The sequence below is a fragment of the Gemella sp. oral taxon 928 genome, from assembly GCF_001553915.1.
In the GTDB taxonomy this organism is placed as follows: Bacteria; Bacillota; Bacilli; order Staphylococcales; family Gemellaceae; genus Gemella; species Gemella massiliensis.
The window spans coordinates 1,291,982-1,311,488 of the sequence record NZ_CP014233.1 but is presented as its reverse complement, the minus strand read 5'-3'; the positions used below and the strand labels follow the sequence as shown (position 1 = coordinate 1,311,488).

Here is a 19,507-nt window from a genome sequence, read left to right as displayed (position 1 = left end):
TTCCTTTTTTATCAATGTTTTTAAAAAATAATGAGATTTTTTGTTGATATACAACCAAAAAATCTCATTAAAATTATTTATTATGAGGGCTAAATTTAATATTAACAATTTTTAAGGTATTGATCTAATTCCCAATCTGTAACTTGGGTTCTAAATGAATCCCATTCAATAGATTTAGCTTCAATAAAATTATAAAATATGTGATCACCTAATGCGACTTTCATGGTAGGAGATGAGTTTAGTTCTTTTAAAGCCGTATAAAGTGTAGAAGGTAACTCATTAATACCATTGCTAATTCTTTCATTACGAGTCATAGTGTAAATATTGCTTCTTACTTCATCAACCGGTAGTAAATTGTTTTCAATTCCATCAAGTCCTGCCGCAAGAATTGCAGTCATTGCCAAATAAGGATTAGCAGCCGGATCAACAGAACGAATCTCAATGCGAGTAGATTGTTCTCGTGAAGCCGGAACTCTTACTAACGGAGAACGATTAGAGGTAGACCAAGCGACATAACATGGGGCTTCATAACCCGGCACTAAACGTTTGTATGAATTAACAGTGGGGTTACAAATAGCTGTGAAACTGCGGGCGTGTTTAAGCACTCCGGCTATAAAATTATAGGCGATTTTTGATAAACCATTTTTGCTATCCTTATCGTAAAAGCTATTTTCTCCGTTGTTAAATAACGAAACATTGCAATGCATTCCGGAACCGTTAATGCCAAAAATGGGTTTTGGCATAAAAGTTGCATGTAATCCATGTTTTCTTGCTATTGTTTTTACAATGAGTTTAAATGTTTGAATATTATCACAAGCGGAAATTACATTATCATATTTAAAGTCAATTTCATGTTGCCCCGGTGCAACTTCATGATGGCTGGCTTCAATGTCAAATCCTAAACGTTCAAGTTCAAGAACTATGTCGCGACGAACATTTTCTCCAAGATCAATAGGTGCAAGATCGAAGTAACCACCGTTGTCATTTAGATCGATACTTGGTTCGCCATCTTCTTTTAATCTAAATAAGAAAAATTCCGGTTCAGGACCAAGATTTAAAGTATCGAACCCTAATTTTTTCATTTTAATCAATAGTTTTTTTAAATTACCTCGTGGGTCACCTGCAAAAGGTTTTCCGTCAACAGTATACACATCGCAAATAAATCTTGCTACTTTTCCATATTCACTATCCCATGAAAATACTAAAAAAGTATCAAGATCTGGGTATAGATACATATCGCTTTCTTCTATTCTAACAAAACCTTCTATAGAAGAACCGTCAAACATCATTTTATTATCTAATACTTTATTTATTTGACTAACAGGTACTTCTACATTTTTAATAGTTCCGGTAATATCCGTAAATTGAAGTCTAATGTATTTTACATTTTCTTCTTTTATTTTTTTTAGTATCTCATCTCTCGTCATTGTATTCTCCTTCTCGTTTTATGTAATAAAATTTAACGAAATTATTAAAATTTATTTTTTTTATTATTGTAGAATCTTGATAAATCACCACGACCGATAGAACGTTCTTCACGAGAAAGTCCGTTAGGACCTGCGAAAATATCATTGTGGATAATTTGACGAATTTTATTTGTTTGACTAGAGACTTCTTTTTCGTTAAGTATTTCATCAATAGCTTTTAAATTAAAGCCTTTTGTAAGCAAGTCTTTAATAGTCAGCAGCTTATCTATATCATTAAGCGAAAATAATCTAGTATTTCCTTCAGTTCGTTTAGGTGTAAATAATTTCTTTTCTTCATAATAGCGAATTTGTCTAGCGCTAAGTTGTGTTATTTTAGTTACAACACTAATGGAAAAAACTGGAAGATTTTTCTGAAATTCTTTAAAACCCACTAAGAACACCTCTCTTTTAATGTAGTGAAATATTTTTCTTACGTTATTAATATAACAGAAAACAATTAATAAAGAAAGTATATGTTATATTTTCTCACACAATTCAAGTGAGATATAAACTTTTGATGGCAACTTGTAATATTAAAAAGAGATAACACTCAATATTTGACTTTTTTTGACTTTTGATTTATGATATATGGTATAGTTTATTATAAAAATAAAATAAGTAATTAAAGGAGATTTATATGATTAAACCATTATTTGATAATGTATTATTGAAAAAAATTGAACAAGAACAAGAAACTACCAGTGGAATTGTTTTATCATCAACAGGTGCTGATGAATCAAATATTGGAGAAGTGGTAGCACTTGGGGAGAGTTGTTTATTATCAGCGGTTAATGAGGGTGAATTAACAACCGGAAGTGTTGTAGTTTTTTCAGATGTTTATAAGAAAATAACACATAAAAATGAAGTTTATTATATTGTAAATGAAGAAGAAATATTAGCAGTATTGGAAGACTAAGGAGGTATAAATATGACTAAAGAGATAAAATTTTCAGAAGATGCACGTCAGTCAATGAAACGTGGTGTTGACAAGTTAGCTAATGCAGTAAAAATAACATTAGGTCCTAAAGGGCGCAATGTTGTATTGGATAAAAAATTCGGTTCACCACTTATTACTAATGATGGAGTATCAATTGCAAAAGAAATTGAGTTAGAGGACCCATACGAAAATATGGGGGCAAAACTCGTGGCGGAAGTTGCTAATAAAACAAATGAAATTGCCGGTGATGGAACAACAACAGCGACAATTTTAGCGCAAGCTATGATTACGGAAGGACTTAAAAATGTAACCAGTGGAGCTAATCCTATTGGTATAAGAAAAGGTATGGAGCGTGCTGTTAAGGTTGCAGTGGAAAAATTAAAAGATATTAGTGTGACTGTTGATTCAAAAGATAAGATTGCACAAGTTGGTGCTATTTCAGCTGCTGATGTTGAGGTAGGTAAATTTATTTCAGAAGCTATGGAAAAAGTTGGTAATGACGGTGTAATTACAATAGAAGAATCGCAAGGTTTGGAAACAACGCTGGAAGTAGTAGAGGGAATGCAGTTTGATCGTGGGTATATATCTCCATATATGGTAAGTGATACGGAAAAAATGATTGCAGATTTAGATAATCCTTACATTTTGGTAACTGATAGAAAAATTCACGCAGTACAAGAAATATTACCGGTACTGGAAGAAGTAGTTTCGGCTGCTAAACCATTATTGATTATTGCAGATGATGTAGAGCAAGAAGCCAGTGCAACATTAGTAGTAAACAAGTTACGTGGAACATTTAATGTTGTTGCGGTGAAAGCACCGGGCTTTGGCGAAAGAAGAAAAGCTGTCTTAGAAGATATTGCCATTTTAACAGGGGCAACATTGATAACAGAAGACCTAGGTTTGGAATTAAAAGATGCTAACATTACAATGCTGGGTAGTGCAAATAAAGTAAGAGTGACAAAGGACAATACTGTTATTGTTGATGGTAAAGGTTCTAAAGAAAATATAGAAGCACGTATATTACAAATAAAAGCGTTATATAAAGAATCTACATCAGAGTTTGATCGTGAAAAATTACAAGAACGTTTGGCGAAATTATCAGGTGGAGTAGCTGTAATAAAAGTAGGAGCAGCTACTGAAACAGAATTAAAAGAACGCAAATTACGTATAGAAGATGCTTTAAATTCGACGCGTGCCGCAGTAGAAGAAGGAATAGTTTCCGGTGGTGGAACAGCTTTGGTACAAGTTATTTCCGAAGTAGAAAAATTAGATGCTGTTGGTGATGAATTAACAGGTATCAATATTATTAAAAAATCATTGGAAGCACCGGTTCGTCAAATAGCGGAAAATGCAGGACTTGAGGGTAGTGTTATAGTTGCAAAATTAAAAGAAGTGGAAATCGGAGTTGGATATAATGCTGCTATCGGTGAATGGGTAAATATGATTGAATCCGGAATAGTGGATCCAACGAAAGTTACACGTTCCGCCTTACAAAATGCGGCGAGTGTTTCAAGTTTATTCTTATCAACGGAGGCTGTTGTAGCGGATATAACAAAAGATGAACCACAAGCACCACAGATGCCGATGATGTAGAAAATTTTCAAAACAAAATAGTTGAATAACGTCAAATAATATTATAATATATACTCAATAATATAAAAGGAGATAGAAAACAATGAGAGAAATTACAGATAAAGAATTTTATGAATTATCAAAAACTGATAGTGTAAAACTATTTGATTTTTGGGCACCATGGTGTGGTCCATGTAAAATGTTAGCACCTGTATTAGAGGAAGTATCTAATGAACTAACTAATATTGAATTTTATAAACTTAATGTAGACGAAAATCAAGAAGCTGCTTCAGAATACGGTGTAATGTCAATTCCAACATTACTTATTATGAAAAATGGAGAAGTATTGGCAGAAAAATCTGGATATTTACCAAAAGAAGCATTAAAAGAGTTTCTATCAAAATATTAATATAAGTTAAAAAGGGTGAGCAAAATTGCTCACTCTTTTATATTATAGGGATAAATTCTATATTTATATCAATGGAAGATTTTAAAGTGTTATAAATAAATGAACGTTTTAAAGCATTATTACAAAATTCTATTAATTCGTCATCTTCTATATCAGCATATAAATAAATAATAATTTTACACTTATCTATTTTCGGTTCTTCATTATATCCTTTAACTCCTAAAAGTGTTAGGGGATTTTTTAATATAAAATGAATTTTTCCCTCAATTTCCTCAATTTCAAAATTTTCATGTTGACTTTGATTAACAATACTATGTATTATTCCACCTAAAGTGGCACTTGCAAAATAATTTAAGCTACTTTTATAATCTGCATTAATATCAAAATCTATTTCACTACTAACTTCTATGCAATCATTATTTGTGAAAAGTTTTAAAACTTTATTTTGAGACAAAACACCACGAAAAGAAACGTCATAATTATGAGATTCATAGATATTATTCATAGCGTGACCTTAAGTATTTACTAGCTTCACTTAGGCGTGCCAGTTTTTTATCAATAATATTGACAGTGCTGACCGGTCTGTTAGCGAATGTTGCAAAACCGCAATCAGGATTTAACCAAATTCTTTCTTTTGGAAGAAATTTTAACGCTTCTTCTGCTCTGGTAACAATAGATTCTAAAGATTCTATTTCATCTGTTCTTGGATTCATAACGCCTAATCCTAGTGTACAGTTTTCTTTGATTATTTTACTTTCAAGCAATGAGGATAATTCTCCTGCACGTGGTGTAGAAAATTCTAGTGTAAGTATATTAGGTAAAACTTTTTCAAATAATGGTAGTAGAGGTGTATATGGTCCGGTTAGCAAAATACTTTCATTGCGACTCCAGTTTCCACGACAAACATGTAAAGATACTAAAATTCCTTTTTCTTTTGCATAAGAAACAACATTTTTGATTAAATGGGTAGCAAATTCAAGTTCTTGAGTTGGATCTTTTTTTTCAGATAGTGCAGCACACATAAAAGAGCGTGTTTTTCCCTCGGTAAAAACTACTTCGGTTAATACGGGTTCATCAAATTGAACAATTTCGACACCTTGCAGCACAAGTTCATCAATTTCTTTTTTTAGAACATTTATAATATCTTCTCCCAGATGTTCTTTATTATTATAATGTTGTTTTGATAATGCCGGTAGCCACATAGAACGTGTTATTAAGTATGGTCCGGGGAGTGTTGCTTTTAATGGAGAGGTTGTGAATTTTCTTAAATATTTAATTTCATCAGCAACTAGCGGTTTGTTATAACTGACTTTTCCGGTACAAATAGCATTTTTAATACTAATAGCAGGAACATCAAGAGTTTCTAATATTTGCTCGAATGCTTGTTTGTCTTCAATATAGTCAAACATATCAGCCATACTCATCATTGTAACACCATTTAATTTATTTGCGATAAAGGATACATAGTTATCACGATCAAGTTCACCGCTGGTAATAATATCAATGTTATTTTTTTCTTGTAAATCCACAAAAAATTTAGTTTCTTCATCTAAAAGTTTTTTATAATCTTCTTGTGATAAATTACCTTTGAGAAATTTTCTTTTTGCGGTAAGCAGTTTTTTGCTACGGGGCATACTTCCCAGTAGCGAAGTTGTAAATGATTTAAAATTATTTTCCATGAAATTCACCTAAAAAATCTAAGTATTCATTTGCTTCCGTTAATTGTTTAAAACCGGTTATACGACCCGGAATCCATTCTTTTAAACCTTCCATATCCATCATTTCTTTATGTTTTGGGTTAGTGTAATCCATTTTGTGTAGAACTTCAAGGAATTTTTCAAAACGTACTTTATCCAGCTCCGGACGACCTGAGAAAATACAGTGATCAAAGAAATCTGTTTTATCTAAAATTACAAACTGGTTTTCATCAAGTGTTCCGTCAAGTGTCCATGCTTGATAATTAAAGTCAAGCATCCACGTGGCATCTACTTCACCATTTTTTAATGCAACTGCTGAATCTAATTCACCGCCGACATGATCCCCATGTAATCCTACACCAATATCAAAACGTTTTTCAATATAATCTTTTGAAAATTCCAAACCATTTTTATGTAGGTGATTTATTGGAATAAGACGTGCTTGTGGAGAATCAGTAGCACTAAAGCCTATGGTTTTACCTTTAAGATCTGCTAAACTATTTATACCGCTATCTTTTTTTACAACGATAAATGATTGTCTGTCACGATCAGTATCACGCATAGAACCGTCTAATGCTTTTCCTTTTGTGCGAAGGTGTGCATCTAACCAAGCAAGCGGGGAATTCCAAGCAACATCGATTTCTTCATTAATAAGTGCATCAACTTGTTCTTTGTAATTTTTAAAATAAATGGGTTCAATAGGAAAGTTTTCATCTTCAAAGAATTTAGCGATAATTTCCCAAATAACTGTTACTTTTGGAGCATAGATAACTGCTCCTATTTTTAATTTAGACATATAATTTACCTCATATTTTTATATTTATTTTTTAATCCTTAAGATAAAGATGATTAAAAGTAATTGATCTATTAATATAAATAACGGCGATTTATATAATGTTTGCTTAATCATGTTTTTTGATATTTTTATCAATATATTAATAGTATGCAAGGGAGTAAAAAGCTCTTTACTCCCTTATCTTTCATTTTAATTTTACGGTAATTGTTGACCGGTAATAGCTTTACCTAACCAAAGTGTGAGAACGTCAACACTTGGAGCCATAATGTGACTTGCAAATGAATCTCTTAAGTAACGTTCCATATTACCCATACGATTATAAGCTTTACCACCACCAACACGCATTCCAATTCTTGCCAGTTCAATAGATGCTTCACTAGCAAAAATACGTGCTGATAAAATTTTAGCAAGAGCATCTTCTTCTCCGGCTAGGAAACTACGTACAGCTTCATTTGTTCCTAGGACAGCAACGTTAGTTTGTGAATAGATTTTAGCAAGATGAATTTGAACAGTTTCAATATTGCTTAAAGACTTACCATCAGGATATTTTCTATTGGTAGTATGCTCAACAGCTTCATCTAAAATAGCTTGACAAAGTCCTGTATAAACGGCCGCTAATCCGGTAATAAAGTAAGTAGCAACGATGGTGAATACTTGTTCAACACCGCTACCGGCTTTACCAATACGCCAAGATTTATCCAGTTCCACATCATCAATAACCATTTGACATGATACGTTACCACGCATACCTAAGCCGTGCCAAGTATTAGGTTTAAAGTTTAATCCGTCAGTATTAAGCGGAATTATCCAGTTATCGATTTCTCCTTCTACATCAGATGGAGCAAGAACTAAGTAATAAGATGCTTGTAAAGCAGAGGTAACCATACTTTTAACACCATTGAAAACAACAGTGTTTTCTTTAAAATCAGTTTTTAAATCTGAGATATAGAAGTGAGTTCCGGTACCAAGTTCACTATAAGCTAATGCCAAAAATTTTTCATTTTCTACAACGTCTTTACAGATTTTAGCTTTTAAAGATTCATCAGCATAAGAAAGAATACAATTTAAAGCGACATTGTGCATCATATAACAAAGACCTACAGTAGCACTTGATTTTGCGAAAGCACGACAAGCATCGGCATGTTCCTGCATGTTTTTACCTAAACCGCCAAATTCCTCAGGAATCATTAGTTTAAAATAACCGGCTTTTCCCAGTTCTTCAAAAACTTCTTCAGGAAATCTTTCTTTTTCATCTATTTCTTTTGCAATAGGATCGATATATTTTTTAGCGAACTCTCTTGCCTTATTGTAAAATGTTGTCATATATTTAACCCTCCTAAAATTTGATTAGACAGTAGTGAATGTATATAGAAAATAATTAAAATAAAAGTCAACTATGTCTTATAGAAACCATTATATATAAAAAAAATAAGGTTGTAAACGATTAAATTTTTCTTTTTAAAATAAAGGTTTTAAAATAATTTTTTAATAAAAAAGTAGAGAAAATTAAAAATTAAATAAAATTATAAAAATTATGTTAACTAGATTTTAAATATTGTTATATAAAAATTATAATTTAAAACATAAAAATATTTCTTAATTGAGATTAATTATCAACTATAAAAGATTTGTCAACTTTGGTACAAAAAATAAATAGTAGTTAGAATTATCAGATTATTATTTTTTATTATCAGAGAAAATAAGTAGAAATACTTTACATATTGAATGAATAGTAGTATAATCTAGTACAAAATACGATATTATAAAGAGGGGAAGTGGTTGCATGACAAATCCAAAAATGGAAAGAAAATTGCAAGCAAGACACATTAGTATGATCGCCATAGGTGGTTGTATAGGAACTGGTCTATTTATGGCGAGTGGTGCGGTAGTCAGTAAAGCCGGATCTTACGGAGCGGTATTTACATATGCGTTAATTGGAGTAATTATTTATTTTTTAATGGCTTCAATAGGGGAATTAGCAACATTTTATCCGGTGTCAGGTTCATTTGGATCTTATGCGACTAGATTTATTGACCCGGGGCTTGGCTTTGGTATCGGTTGGCTGTACTGGATTTTATGGATTTTAGTGGCGAGTGTGGATATTATTACACTATCGAAAATTTTACATTATTGGGAATACTTTAGACAATTTTCTACATTTTCTATTTGTATCGTCTTTTTGTTATTACTATATATACTAAACTTAGTTAGTGTTAAAGTTTTTGGAGAAGTAGAATATTGGATAACGATTATAAAAGTAATAACTGTAGTAGTTTTCTTAATAGTCGGAGCAGCAATTATTTTTGGTATATCGGGTAATTCAGAAGCAGGGATTTCTACTTTTATTAAAAATGGAGAAAAAACTTCTTCAGCCGGACTTTTAGGATTATTTGGTGTGTTCTCTACAGCGGCGTTCTCATTTGGAGGAACAGAGGTTGTAGCGGTAACGGCGGGAGAATCTCCCAACCCGAAAGAAACTATGCCTAAAGCGGTTAAACAAGTATTTTGGAGAATTTTAATTTTTTATATTGCAACGATGTTTATTATATCATCAATTGTGTCGGCAGACGATGTTAGGCTGTTGGATACTAACAATGTAACGGCATCACCATTTACTATTGTGTTCCAAAATGTTGGACTATCGGTAGCGGCTGTAGTTATGAATATTGTTATTTTAACATCAGTGCTTTCGGCTGCTAATTCAGGAATGTATGTGTCAAGTAGGCAGTTATTTTCATTAAGTTCCAGCAATTATGGACCTAAAATGTTTAAACAATTAAATTCAAACTCAACACCATCAATAGCACTAACTTTTTCTGCTGTATTTATGATACTTTGTTTTGTGTTTGAACATTATAATCCAAGTGGATATTATATGCTATTGTCAATGGTTGGAATTATTGTTATGCTTATTTGGATTGTTTCTCTTGTTTCTCAAATAAGACTAAGAAAAGCTATTATAAAGCAGGGGAAAAAGGCTGAAGATGTTCTTCCTTATACAGCAAAAACAGGTGTGATAGGATCATATATTGCTCTAACTGTATTTATTTTAATAATAATATTACAATTAGTGGCGGATTATTTAACCGGCGGTTTTTTACAAATGTCATATAATTTGGTTTGCCCGGTTATTTGTCTATTACTTTATATTGGATTTAAACTTGTAACAAAAAGAAAATACGTTAAATTAGAAGAAATGGATATTAATCCATTTGGTGATGAAAAATAGATTTTAAATAATTATAAATATAGAGAAATTTGCTGGTTTGCAAAAAATGTTATAAGTATATGTAAAGAAGTTTAGTAAATTTTATGGGAGTAGGTTTAAAAGTAAATTGGTTAGCAATTATAATTTTTGTCCTACTCTCACTTTTTTATAGATATTAAATAATTAATGTGTTAAAATTATATTTAAGTTGTTTGAATTCTTATAAATGGAGATGATTTGTTTGAACGTAGGAGTTACAGGAAGTATTGCCTGTGGTAAAAGTGCAGTTTCAAATTATTTAAAAAAACTTGGATATATTGTTATTGATGCAGATAAAATCGGGCACGAAATGCTAAATAGTAAGGACGTAGTAGAAAAACTTGTTAAGATTTTTGGTGAGCAAATTTTAGATACTCATGGAGTGAATCGTTTAAAACTCGGCAGCTTAGTATTTGGTAATAGCAAGAACTTAGAGAAATTAAATGAAATAATACATCCTAAAATAAAAAATGAGATAAGAAAAATTGAAAAAAAATATTTTAAAGAAAAATTAGTTTTTGTTGATGTTGCATTACTTTTTGAAGCAAAATTTAGTGATTTAGTAGATAAAACAATAGTTGTTTATTGTGATGAAAAAACTCAGTTGGAACGATTAATGAAGAGAAATAATTTAACTAAACAAAATGCTTTAAGAAGAATAAGCAGTCAATTAAGTTCAAAAGAAAAAGCGAAACTGGGTGATTACGTAGTGAATAACAGTAATTCATTAGAATTTACTTATAAACAAGTAGATAATATTATAGAAGAATTGTTGAAAGGGGACGGGTAATTAATGATAAATATACTTGAGATAAAAAATTTGACAGGAGGTTATAATAGAAAGAAAGTAATAGAAAATATTAATATAGAAATTCCTAAAGGGAGTATAACAGCACTAATAGGTTTAAACGGTGCAGGTAAGAGTACAACTATAAAACATATATTAGGACTTCTTAATGCTATGGAAGGTGAGATAAAAGTAAATAATCTTACAATGGAAAATGATAATGAAAATTATAGAAAGAGCATTACCTATATTCCGGAATCTCCGGTATTGTACGATGAACTCACATTGGAAGAACATATTAACTTAACCGCTATGGCTTATGGGTTAGATATGAAGCATACTTGGGAAGTTGCTGATGAGTTATTGGAATTATTTAAGTTGAGTGATAAAATAAAGTTTTTCCCCGTTCATTTTTCAAAAGGGATGAAGCAAAAGGTAATGATTATTTGTGCCTTTTTAGTAGAACCTAGTCTTTATATTATAGATGAACCGTTTTTAGGTCTTGATCCGATTGCGATTAATGATTTAATTAATTTAATGTGTAAAAGGAAAAATGCAGGTGCCAGTATTTTGATGTCTACTCATATATTGGCAACAGCAGAAAAATATTGCGATAACTTCGTTATTATTCATGAGGGAAAAATATTGGCAAGTGGGAATCTTGATAAGTTAAGAGCGGAGTTTAAAATGGCAGGTGCGTCTTTAGATGAAATATACTTGGCTTTAACCGTAAGAGGCAATAATGACTAATATTACGACTATTTTCAATGATCGGAGAAAAAAAGAGCGAGAGAAAAGGGCATTATATAGTAAGTACATATTTAATTCGCACCTGATTATGTTTCTTATTATCGTGCTTGGGGCTGTAATGATAAATTACTCAAAATGGTTGGCTGTTGCTACTAAATTTGAGATGAAGGCAGTATTAATCGTAGTAATTTTACTTTTAAGCTATTTGATTACTTTCACGAAAGCTAAAACATTTATAAAAGAAGCGGACTCAGTTTTCTTACTTCCGCTCGAAAAATACTACGTTGAAGTATATAAAAATACTTTAACGATGGGTACAATAGGGCATTTGGTAATGACGGTGATATTTTATTTTGCGACTAAACCTATTATTGACAGAGTAGGAGAATTTCAAAATAAATTACAAATTATAAACATAGCAATTTTATTTTTAGTGATTATAGCTGTCAATGGAATGAAGTTGAGAGAAGCAGTTTATAACAAACCGCAAATAACTAGTTCTGTACTTCAGTATTTAATTTTGGTATTATCTTTATTAAGAGTGGTATTACATAAAAATTATTATGATTATATGGCAATAATAATTTTTATTATTATGGTTATGGTAATGATAAAAACAAATAAGGTTTATACTAATATAAATTGGTACGGAGCAGCGGATTATGATAAACAACGTAAGGAAAATTATTTAAAATTTGTAAATATGTTTGTAGATGTACCGATGGATAATATAAAAGTAGCCAGACGAAAATATTTTGATATATTATTGCCAAAATTAAAAGAAGATAATTTTTCTGTAGAAAATAGTTTTAAATACTATTATTATCGGGTATTTTTAAGACAAGAAAATACGGTATTTTTAGCATTAAGACTAATGTTGGTTGCAGTAATGTTTATTTACAGTTTTAAAAATAGTTATGTATCAATGGTAATAATCGTATCATATAGCTATTTGACAATAATCCAGTTAGTACCCTTATATAAAAAAATAAATAATAGTATTTGGAGTCATGTGCTTCCGGTAAAAGAAGAGATTAAAGTAAATAGTTTTAGACATTTGTTAACTGTTGTTATGTTATTGACTACATTATTACTGATATTAATATCAATATTATTAACCAATATTAACATGAATAATATAATAATAAATATAGTAGCTTTAATTTTGGCAAATTTAGTAGCAAGAATTTTTATAGTAAAGGTGAAATAAATTAGGAGAAATCATGAAGAATATAGCGATCATTGGGGGAGATTTATCCGGAGTAAGTTGTGCATACTTTCTTGATAAATTTTCAAACATTAATTCAAAAAAATATAATATTGATATTATTGAGAAAGATTTAGAATTTGCCAAAAATAGATTTGGAAAATTTCAATATGGGCAAGAGATCTATGATAATGGTTGGCATAATGCAATATATGGGCAAGGTATATTATTTTACTTAATGATTGAGCTTGGACTTCATAGATATTTAATAGAGAGCAGTAACACTAAAAAAGTTTTCTTTACAAAAGAGGGAGTAAAATATCTTCCTGAGAAAATGCTTTATGGTTATCCGTTGGAAAAAAGAGAATTGTTATTTTCAGATTTATTCGATTTTAAAGAAAAATTATCTATTGCTTATAATATGCACAAAACAATGGAAGAAGAAAATATAAAAAATATGACGGTAAAACGATTTTTTACTTCTAATATTAATTCTAAAATATATCATAATCTTATAGAGCCTTTATTAACAAGTCATTATGGAAGCGATGTTTCTAATCAGAATATGGTAAGTTTAATGCCGGAGCTTTCATTTTTAACTATTCAAAAAGAAGATATTAATGAAGTACTAGAAGATATGTATAACAAGAATGTTACTGATAATATTAGCATAGGAAATAAATATAGGTTAAAATTCACTTTAAAGTCTTTTGTAGAAACATTAGAGTCAAATTTTTCGGATAGAGTATTTTTAGAATTTAATAGGAAAATAGAAAAAATAGAGAAAATAGATAATAAATATTTAGTTCATTCCAATGGGAGAATTTATCAATATGATTATGTAGTATTAGCTTTAAATCATAACAATTTTTTGCCGTGGTTTAATGGAGATAAAATGGTAGAACAATTTTTTTCCACTATAAAGTATGTATCTAACATAGTAGTAACTTTTGTTTATAAGAGAGAGGATTTACACATAAATAGAGAAATAGGAGAGATAATTTTTCCGAAAAATACCGGTAATTACGTAACGAAGTTGGAGTATGTCAGTAACGAGTGGATAGATATAAAAATGAGTGGAATACAAATAGTAAGGGCTTATGTTAATCGGCAAAATAAAGTTAATGAATTATTTGAAAAAACAGATGAGCAGATAAAAGAATTAATAGAAAAAGAAATTCAAATGGTTCATGGTTTTGTAGGAATACCGGAAAGATATTATGTTAATAAAATAGAAGATAATTATAGATATTGTAATGGAAAGTATAATAAGAAAATTAACAGTTTTGTTGATTATATGAAAGAAAAATATCCGAACCTATATATAATAGGAACATCAAAAAAAGCCACTAATCTCGAAAATACAATATTGGAAGCAAAGGAAATTGCAAAAGAAATATTGGAAAAAATAAGATAAATGAAAGGAATATAAAAAATGAATATAGAAAAAATAAAATTTAATACAACCGATAAAAATGGGGTAAAAGTAACACCTATATTTGAGGATAAGGAATATAATAGTGAGTTATTACATTATACAAAAGAAAAAGAATTATTTTCAGGAAAATTAAATGAAATATTTAATAATTTGCCATATAACGAAGAAAAAGAAATTTTATTAGGTTTAGGAAAGTTCAAAGAAATAACTGAAGATGAAATAAGAGAAGTATTTTTTAAATTGGTAAAAAATTTATTAAAAGTAAAAGAATATGAAGTTAATATACAATTACCAAAAATAGATCATTTAACAGGTAGCTTTGTAGTAAAAGCTGCAGTTGAAGGAAGTTTGCATGCTATTTATAATTTTGATAAGTATAAGAGTGATAGGGAAGAATTACCGATATTAACGATAAATATTTCAACGGAAGAATTAATAAATACATTAGAAAAAGATATAAAAGAAGCACAAGATATTATGGAGGCGATATTTTTCTCAAGAGATTTAGTTAATGAAAGAGCGGAGTATTTATATCCGGAAACATTGGCAAATATAGTTGTTGAAAAATTAAAACCACTGGGAGTAACAGTAGAAGTATATGATGAAAAGCAATGTGAAGAACTAGGTTTGAAAGGACTTTTAGCTGTAGGTCGTGCTTCTGCTAGAAAACCTCGATTTATTGTGATGAAGTATTTAAACAATGCTGATAGCGATGAAGTAACGGGATTGGTAGGAAAAGGTGTAACTTACGATAGTGGAGGTTATTCGATAAAACCGACAGCTAATAGTATGGATATTATGCACTGTGATATGGGAGGAGCAGGAACCGTAATAGGAACAATGCACCTTATTGCAAAAAGAAAATTAAAAACAAATGTAATTGGAATAGTTGGGGCTTGCGAAAATATGATTTCCGAAAGTGCATATAAACCCGGCGATATTATTGAAACATTATCGGGAAAAACAATAGAGGTTCTTAATACAGATGCAGAGGGAAGAATAACTTTGGCAGATTCTGTATATTATGCAACTGAAAAACTAAAAGTAAATAAAGTAATAGATTTAGCAACATTAACCGGAGCTTGTTTAATAGCTCTAGGAGAATTTTATACCGGAGCGATTACCAATAACGAAAATTTCTTTAATGAATTAAAAATTGCTTCATTAAAAGCAGGAGAACGAGTATGGCAACTACCTGTAGATGACAGTTTTAGAAAATTAAATAAATCTTCGGTAGCTGATGTAAAAAATACCGGTGGTAGATTAGGAGGAACGATAACAGCAGGACTGTTTATAGAAAATTTTGTAGCAAATGATGTTCCGTGGATTCATTTAGATATAGCAGGAACAGCATACTTATCAAATTCTGAAAAGTATTTACCAAAAGGAGCAACAGGGGTTCATGTAAAAACGTTATTTAATTTACTAAATAAATAATGATAAAAAGATATAGTGATTTATAAGTGAGAATTTGTTAAAACATTTTTACTTATAAATCATTTATTTTTTTATAAATCGTAAAGTTTTCAAGTTATAAAACATAAGAATAAGTTGTGTTATAAAAATATAGAAAAAATGAAAATGTAAATAATATATTTTCCACATAATGTATAAAAATAATAAATTTTATGATAACAATAAATTAATATTTACATAAATTTTAAAGACAAAAAAATATGATGAGAATAAATCTCACATTGTAACTTATAAAAATCAAACATTATAAAATTTGTATATTAGGAATAAAATAATTATTAAAAAACATTATATCAATATTATAAAACATTATCAAAATATCTATTTTATGAAAACATAAAATCTGTTTTTCTGTATTCTTTTCTTAAAGAAAATAATCAAAAAAAGGCAAAAAATTCATTTGGAAAAATAAAATATAAATCCTATCACAACAGGAAAATAATAAAAAATTCAAATTATTGTAACACATCGGTATTTAAGGAAAATATTTACATAAAAACTTTCATATAAAAACGCTTTCATTTTGTATTTTTTTGTGATAAGATATAAATACAGAAAAAAAAATTAGGAGGTAAGGGAAATGATTATCGGAGTACCAACAGAAATAAAAAATAACGAAAGTAGAGTATCTGCAATTCCAGGAGTTGTTCATGAATTAGTATTAGATGGACACACTGTGTATGTAGAGAAAGGAGCAGGGGTAGCTTCAGGTATTTCAGATGAAGAGTATGAAAAAGTGGGGGCTGTTTTATTAGATAAAGCAGAAGATGTATGGAATAAATCAGACTTAATCTATAAAGTAAAAGAACCTATTCCTTCTGAATACAAATATTTCAGAAAAGGACTTATTATCTATACTTATTTACACTTAGCAGCAGATCCGGAGCTTACAAAAGCTATGGTAGATACCGGAACAATCGGTATTGCATTTGAAACTGTTAAAGTGGGACGTTCACTACCATTGTTAAGACCAATGAGTGAAATCGCAGGGAGAATGGCTGTTCAAGAAGGAACAAGATTCTTGTCTAAAGTACAAGGTGGAAAAGGTAAATTATTACAAGGTGTACCAGGGGTACAACCAGGACATGTAGTAGTAATTGGAGCAGGGGTAGCTGGAACAGCTGCAGCAACAGCGGCATCTGGACTTGGTGCACGTGTAACTATGTTAGATGTTAACTTAGATCGTTTAACAGAATTATCACATATCTTTGGCGGAAAAGTTGAAACTGTTTACTCTAACAAATTAAACATTGCTAATGCTATTAAATCAGCTGATTTAGTGGTAAGTACAGTATTAATCCCAGGAGCTAAAGCACCTAAACTTGTAACTAAAGAAATGATTAAAGATATGCCAGATGGTGGTGTAATCGTTGACGTAGCTATTGACCAAGGTGGTACAACAGAATATACTGAAGGACGTCCAACAAGCCATGATAACCCTATCTTTGTAGAAGAAGGAGTGCTACACTATTCAGTAGCAAATATTCCGGGAGCAGTAGCTGAAACAGCAACTTATGCATTATGTAATGCAACTGCTAAATATGTTAAACTAATTGCTAAATTAGGTGTTAAAGATGCAGTAGTTAAATTCCCAGAATTAGTACCTGGTATAAACGTAGCAAATGGAAAAGTTACTTTCAAAGCAGTAGCTGATGATTTAGGATACGAATATACTCCGGTAGAAGAAGCATTGTAAAAAATATTACAATAAAATAGTAAGTAGTTTAGGAAGTGGAAAAAAGAATACTTGTACCTTTTTTCCACTTCTTTTAAATAGGGTGGGAGCAAATATTTGTAGTAAATGATATATGACTGTGATATAATATAACGATATTATTTAAATGTAAATAATATTTGTTATATAATTTAAGGAGGAAATGATGAGTGTATTTAGGAAAAAATCAATTGATTCTATTTTAGCCGAATCTAAAAGTAAGACTTTAACCCCTACTATGAAAACATTGGATTTAGTTTTGTTCGGTATAGGTGCTATTATTGGATCCGGGATATTAGTATTAACCGGAAAAGCATCATCTGAAGCAGGACCTGCGGTAATATTCTCGTTTTTAATAGCGGGGCTTGCATGTTGTTTAGCTGCTTTATGTTACGCAGAGTTAGCTTCTACAATACCGTCAAGTGGAAGTACCTATACTTATTTATATGTTTCTGTTGGAGAGATAGTAGCATATGCAATAGGTTGGGTATTAATAGGAGGATATGTTCTTACATCTGCTACGGTAGCAAACGGATGGTCTAGTTACTTTTCACGTCTATTAGCAGGTTTAGGTGTTAACATGCCTAAAGAGTTTTACACATTACCATCAGCTGGTGGATATGGAAATATTCCTGCGGTAATTATTGTTTTATTAATAACATTTATTCTATCTAAAGGTACATCTAGCAGTAAAGTGGTAAATAATTTAATGGTTGCTGCTAAAGTGGGTATCGTAATATTATTTGTTATTGTTGGTTCATTTTATGTAGAACCTACTCATTGGACAGACAATTTTGCTCCAACAGGTTTTTCTGGGGTAATGTTAGCAGCAACAACAGTGTTTTTTGCTTATTTGGGATTTGATGCCATTTCTACTTCGGCAGAAGAAGCTATCCATCCTGAAAAATCTTTACCTAAAGCGATTATTATTACTATGATAGTATGTACAGCATTTTATATTTTGGTATGTTTAGTTTTAACCGGGGTAGTACCTTATACTGAATTAGGAACTGGGGATGCACTTGCCTTTGTTCTCGAAACTGTAGGTCAACATAAAGTAGCCGGTATAGTATCGTTAGGAGCTGTTATCGGACTTATGGCAGGTATTTTATCATTTATATATGCAGGTATTCGTATTACTTATACAATAGCACGTGATGGTTTACTACCTAAATCTTTGACAAAAGTTAATAAAAATAAAGTACCAAGTACTTTAACTTGGGGATTGGGAATATTAACAGCATTATTAGCAGGTTTCTTGCCTTTAGGACAATTAGCTGACTTAGCTAATGTTGCCTCTATTATTGCGTTTGCATTAGTAAGTTATACAACTATCGTGTTTTATAAAAAATATCCTGATTTAAAACGTGGTTTTAGAGTTCCGGGTATGCCAATTTTACCGGCAGTATCAATAATTCTGTTTGTAGCATTATTATATAGTGTAACATTAAAAACATGGATTATCTTTATAGTTTGGGTAATAATTGGAATGATAGTGTACTTTACTTTCTCATATAGAAATAGTAAGTTAAAAGAAGAATAGAAGTATCTTAGAAAAATCGGGCTGATAGTATTATCAGCTCGATTTTTATGTTTTCAGATAATTATTAGTTACTCCATAAATTTCGTTTATTACTTTTTGCAATATTTTGTGCTTTTTTAAATTTGTTTAAGTATCGTGTATCCGGTGCTTTTACATATTTTATTTCTGCCAGTCCTGATAATAGCAATTCTTCTTGAATTGATTTTCCATCTGCATAGACGTAACATAATGCACGATGGTATTTATCTTCTTTTTGATAAACATCAAATTCTATTTCTATATTTTGTGCATTTTTTAGTAATTTTTCATTTAATTCGCTGGCTTCAGGTCCGTATGGTTGAACAGCAACACCACGTTTTACAGTTTCAGGTGTATCTATAAGTAGATATCTTACTTTTAAATTTTTCTTATTAAATCGCACGACGATAGTATCACCGTCAATTTTTTCAACGAAGTTAACCTTAT

18 protein-coding genes are annotated in these 19,507 nt (G+C 30.4%); 11 read left to right on the top strand and 7 right to left on the bottom strand.

Annotated elements, in window-relative coordinates; translation table 11 throughout:
• Window positions 1-101 precede the first annotated feature (101 nt).
• Complete coding sequence (gene glnA / locus AXE85_RS06035) at window positions 102-1,427, bottom strand: type I glutamate--ammonia ligase (protein WP_062173935.1); 1,326 nt, start codon at window positions 1,425-1,427, stop codon at window positions 102-104.
• A gap of 44 nt (window positions 1,428-1,471) precedes the next feature.
• Window positions 1,472-1,858 carry a MerR family transcriptional regulator gene (locus AXE85_RS06030; RefSeq protein WP_021752661.1) on the bottom strand — a complete coding sequence of 129 codons (387 nt, stop codon included), beginning with the start codon at window positions 1,856-1,858 and terminating at the stop codon, window positions 1,472-1,474.
• 245 nt (window positions 1,859-2,103) lie between these two features.
• Here AXE85_RS06030 and AXE85_RS06025 point away from each other — a divergent pair, with 245 nt between their 5' ends.
• The 3 genes from AXE85_RS06025 to trxA all read left to right on the top strand — a co-directional run bounded on the left by AXE85_RS06025 (window position 2,104) and on the right by trxA (window position 4,387).
• Window positions 2,104-2,382 carry a GroES family chaperonin gene (locus AXE85_RS06025; RefSeq protein ID WP_062173933.1) on the top strand — a complete coding sequence of 93 codons (279 nt, stop codon included), beginning with the start codon at window positions 2,104-2,106 and terminating at the stop codon, window positions 2,380-2,382.
• 12 nt (window positions 2,383-2,394) lie between these two features.
• Window positions 2,395-3,999 carry a chaperonin GroEL gene (gene groL / locus AXE85_RS06020; protein ID WP_062173931.1) on the top strand — a complete coding sequence of 535 codons (1,605 nt, stop codon included), beginning with the start codon at window positions 2,395-2,397 and terminating at the stop codon, window positions 3,997-3,999.
• A gap of 82 nt (window positions 4,000-4,081) precedes the next feature.
• Window positions 4,082-4,387, top strand: coding sequence for a thioredoxin (trxA, locus tag AXE85_RS06015; RefSeq protein ID WP_062173929.1), 306 nt, complete (start codon window positions 4,082-4,084; stop codon window positions 4,385-4,387).
• A gap of 37 nt (window positions 4,388-4,424) precedes the next feature.
• On the opposite strand, the gene AXE85_RS06010 is transcribed toward trxA, so the two are convergent.
• The 4 genes from AXE85_RS06010 to AXE85_RS05995 form a co-directional block, all read right to left on the bottom strand.
• Window positions 4,425-4,892, bottom strand: a complete 468-nt coding sequence (locus AXE85_RS06010; RefSeq protein WP_062173927.1) for an OsmC family protein — start codon at window positions 4,890-4,892, stop codon at window positions 4,425-4,427.
• Window positions 4,885-6,066: a cobalamin-independent methionine synthase II family protein gene (locus AXE85_RS06005; protein WP_062173925.1), complete on the bottom strand. Its 1,182-nt coding sequence runs from the start codon at window positions 6,064-6,066 to the stop codon at window positions 4,885-4,887. Before AXE85_RS06005 ends, AXE85_RS06010 begins: the two co-directional genes overlap by 8 nt.
• Window positions 6,056-6,880 (bottom strand): phosphate/phosphite/phosphonate ABC transporter substrate-binding protein, encoded by an 825-nt coding sequence (locus AXE85_RS06000; RefSeq protein ID WP_062173923.1) that lies wholly within the window; start codon window positions 6,878-6,880, stop codon window positions 6,056-6,058. Before AXE85_RS06000 ends, AXE85_RS06005 begins: the two co-directional genes overlap by 11 nt.
• A 195-nt stretch (window positions 6,881-7,075) precedes the next feature.
• A complete protein-coding gene (locus AXE85_RS05995) occupies window positions 7,076-8,203 on the bottom strand; it encodes an acyl-CoA dehydrogenase family protein (RefSeq protein ID WP_062173921.1) in 1,128 nt (375 codons plus the stop codon).
• 460 nt (window positions 8,204-8,663) lie between these two features.
• On the opposite strand from AXE85_RS05995, the gene AXE85_RS05990 reads away from it, so the two are divergent.
• From AXE85_RS05990 to AXE85_RS05955, 8 genes are all read left to right on the top strand, one after another.
• Window positions 8,664-10,109 (top strand): amino acid permease, encoded by a 1,446-nt coding sequence (locus AXE85_RS05990; protein ID WP_062173918.1) that lies wholly within the window; start codon window positions 8,664-8,666, stop codon window positions 10,107-10,109.
• 211 nt (window positions 10,110-10,320) lie between these two features.
• A complete protein-coding gene (coaE, locus tag AXE85_RS05985) occupies window positions 10,321-10,917 on the top strand; it encodes a dephospho-CoA kinase (RefSeq protein WP_231723760.1) in 597 nt (198 codons plus the stop codon).
• A gap of 3 nt (window positions 10,918-10,920) precedes the next feature.
• A complete protein-coding gene (locus AXE85_RS05980) occupies window positions 10,921-11,664 on the top strand; it encodes an ABC transporter ATP-binding protein (RefSeq protein WP_062173914.1) in 744 nt (247 codons plus the stop codon).
• Entirely contained in the window at window positions 11,657-12,874 is a 1,218-nt protein-coding gene (locus tag AXE85_RS05975; RefSeq protein WP_062173913.1) for an ABC transporter permease, read from the top strand. Before AXE85_RS05980 ends, AXE85_RS05975 begins: the two co-directional genes overlap by 8 nt.
• Window positions 12,875-12,887: 13 nt before the next feature.
• Window positions 12,888-14,288, top strand: a complete 1,401-nt coding sequence (locus AXE85_RS05970; RefSeq protein WP_062173911.1) for a protoporphyrinogen/coproporphyrinogen oxidase — start codon at window positions 12,888-12,890, stop codon at window positions 14,286-14,288.
• Between the two features lie 18 nt (window positions 14,289-14,306).
• Window positions 14,307-15,746 carry a leucyl aminopeptidase gene (locus tag AXE85_RS05965; protein WP_062173909.1) on the top strand — a complete coding sequence of 480 codons (1,440 nt, stop codon included), beginning with the start codon at window positions 14,307-14,309 and terminating at the stop codon, window positions 15,744-15,746.
• Between the two features lie 619 nt (window positions 15,747-16,365).
• Window positions 16,366-17,481: an alanine dehydrogenase gene (gene ald, locus AXE85_RS05960; protein WP_062173907.1), complete on the top strand. Its 1,116-nt coding sequence runs from the start codon at window positions 16,366-16,368 to the stop codon at window positions 17,479-17,481.
• A 184-nt stretch (window positions 17,482-17,665) separates the two neighbouring features.
• The gene (locus tag AXE85_RS05955; protein WP_082729133.1) at window positions 17,666-19,042 is read left to right on the top strand and encodes an amino acid permease; all 1,377 of its coding nucleotides are present in this window, start codon (window positions 17,666-17,668) and stop codon (window positions 19,040-19,042) included.
• Between the two features lie 64 nt (window positions 19,043-19,106).
• Here the strand turns inward: AXE85_RS05955 and AXE85_RS08650 are convergent, their stop codons facing one another.
• Window positions 19,107-19,463: a thermonuclease family protein gene (locus tag AXE85_RS08650; RefSeq protein WP_231723759.1), complete on the bottom strand. Its 357-nt coding sequence runs from the start codon at window positions 19,461-19,463 to the stop codon at window positions 19,107-19,109.
• Window positions 19,464-19,507 lie beyond the last annotated feature (44 nt).

What these genes read in the sequence shown, in the direction of transcription:
- ald (WP_062173907.1), top strand. Translation starts at nt 16,366, where the DNA reads ATGATTATCGGAGTACCAACAGAAATAAAAAATAACGAAAGTAGAGTA.
- AXE85_RS05995 (WP_062173921.1), bottom strand. Translation starts at nt 8,203, where the DNA reads ATGACAACATTTTACAATAAGGCAAGAGAGTTCGCTAAAAAATATATC.
- AXE85_RS06025 (WP_062173933.1), top strand. Translation starts at nt 2,104, where the DNA reads ATGATTAAACCATTATTTGATAATGTATTATTGAAAAAAATTGAACAA.
- glnA (WP_062173935.1), bottom strand. Translation starts at nt 1,427, where the DNA reads ATGACGAGAGATGAGATACTAAAAAAAATAAAAGAAGAAAATGTAAAA.
- trxA (WP_062173929.1), top strand. Translation starts at nt 4,082, where the DNA reads ATGAGAGAAATTACAGATAAAGAATTTTATGAATTATCAAAAACTGAT.
- AXE85_RS05970 (WP_062173911.1), top strand. Translation starts at nt 12,888, where the DNA reads ATGAAGAATATAGCGATCATTGGGGGAGATTTATCCGGAGTAAGTTGT.
- AXE85_RS06000 (WP_062173923.1), bottom strand. Translation starts at nt 6,880, where the DNA reads ATGTCTAAATTAAAAATAGGAGCAGTTATCTATGCTCCAAAAGTAACA.
- AXE85_RS06005 (WP_062173925.1), bottom strand. Translation starts at nt 6,066, where the DNA reads ATGGAAAATAATTTTAAATCATTTACAACTTCGCTACTGGGAAGTATG.
- AXE85_RS06010 (WP_062173927.1), bottom strand. Translation starts at nt 4,892, where the DNA reads ATGAATAATATCTATGAATCTCATAATTATGACGTTTCTTTTCGTGGT.
- AXE85_RS05955 (WP_082729133.1), top strand. Translation starts at nt 17,666, where the DNA reads ATGAGTGTATTTAGGAAAAAATCAATTGATTCTATTTTAGCCGAATCT.
- groL (WP_062173931.1), top strand. Translation starts at nt 2,395, where the DNA reads ATGACTAAAGAGATAAAATTTTCAGAAGATGCACGTCAGTCAATGAAA.
- coaE (WP_231723760.1), top strand. Translation starts at nt 10,321, where the DNA reads ATGATTTGTTTGAACGTAGGAGTTACAGGAAGTATTGCCTGTGGTAAA.
- AXE85_RS05965 (WP_062173909.1), top strand. Translation starts at nt 14,307, where the DNA reads ATGAATATAGAAAAAATAAAATTTAATACAACCGATAAAAATGGGGTA.
- AXE85_RS05990 (WP_062173918.1), top strand. Translation starts at nt 8,664, where the DNA reads ATGACAAATCCAAAAATGGAAAGAAAATTGCAAGCAAGACACATTAGT.
- AXE85_RS05975 (WP_062173913.1), top strand. Translation starts at nt 11,657, where the DNA reads ATGACTAATATTACGACTATTTTCAATGATCGGAGAAAAAAAGAGCGA.
- AXE85_RS05980 (WP_062173914.1), top strand. Translation starts at nt 10,921, where the DNA reads ATGATAAATATACTTGAGATAAAAAATTTGACAGGAGGTTATAATAGA.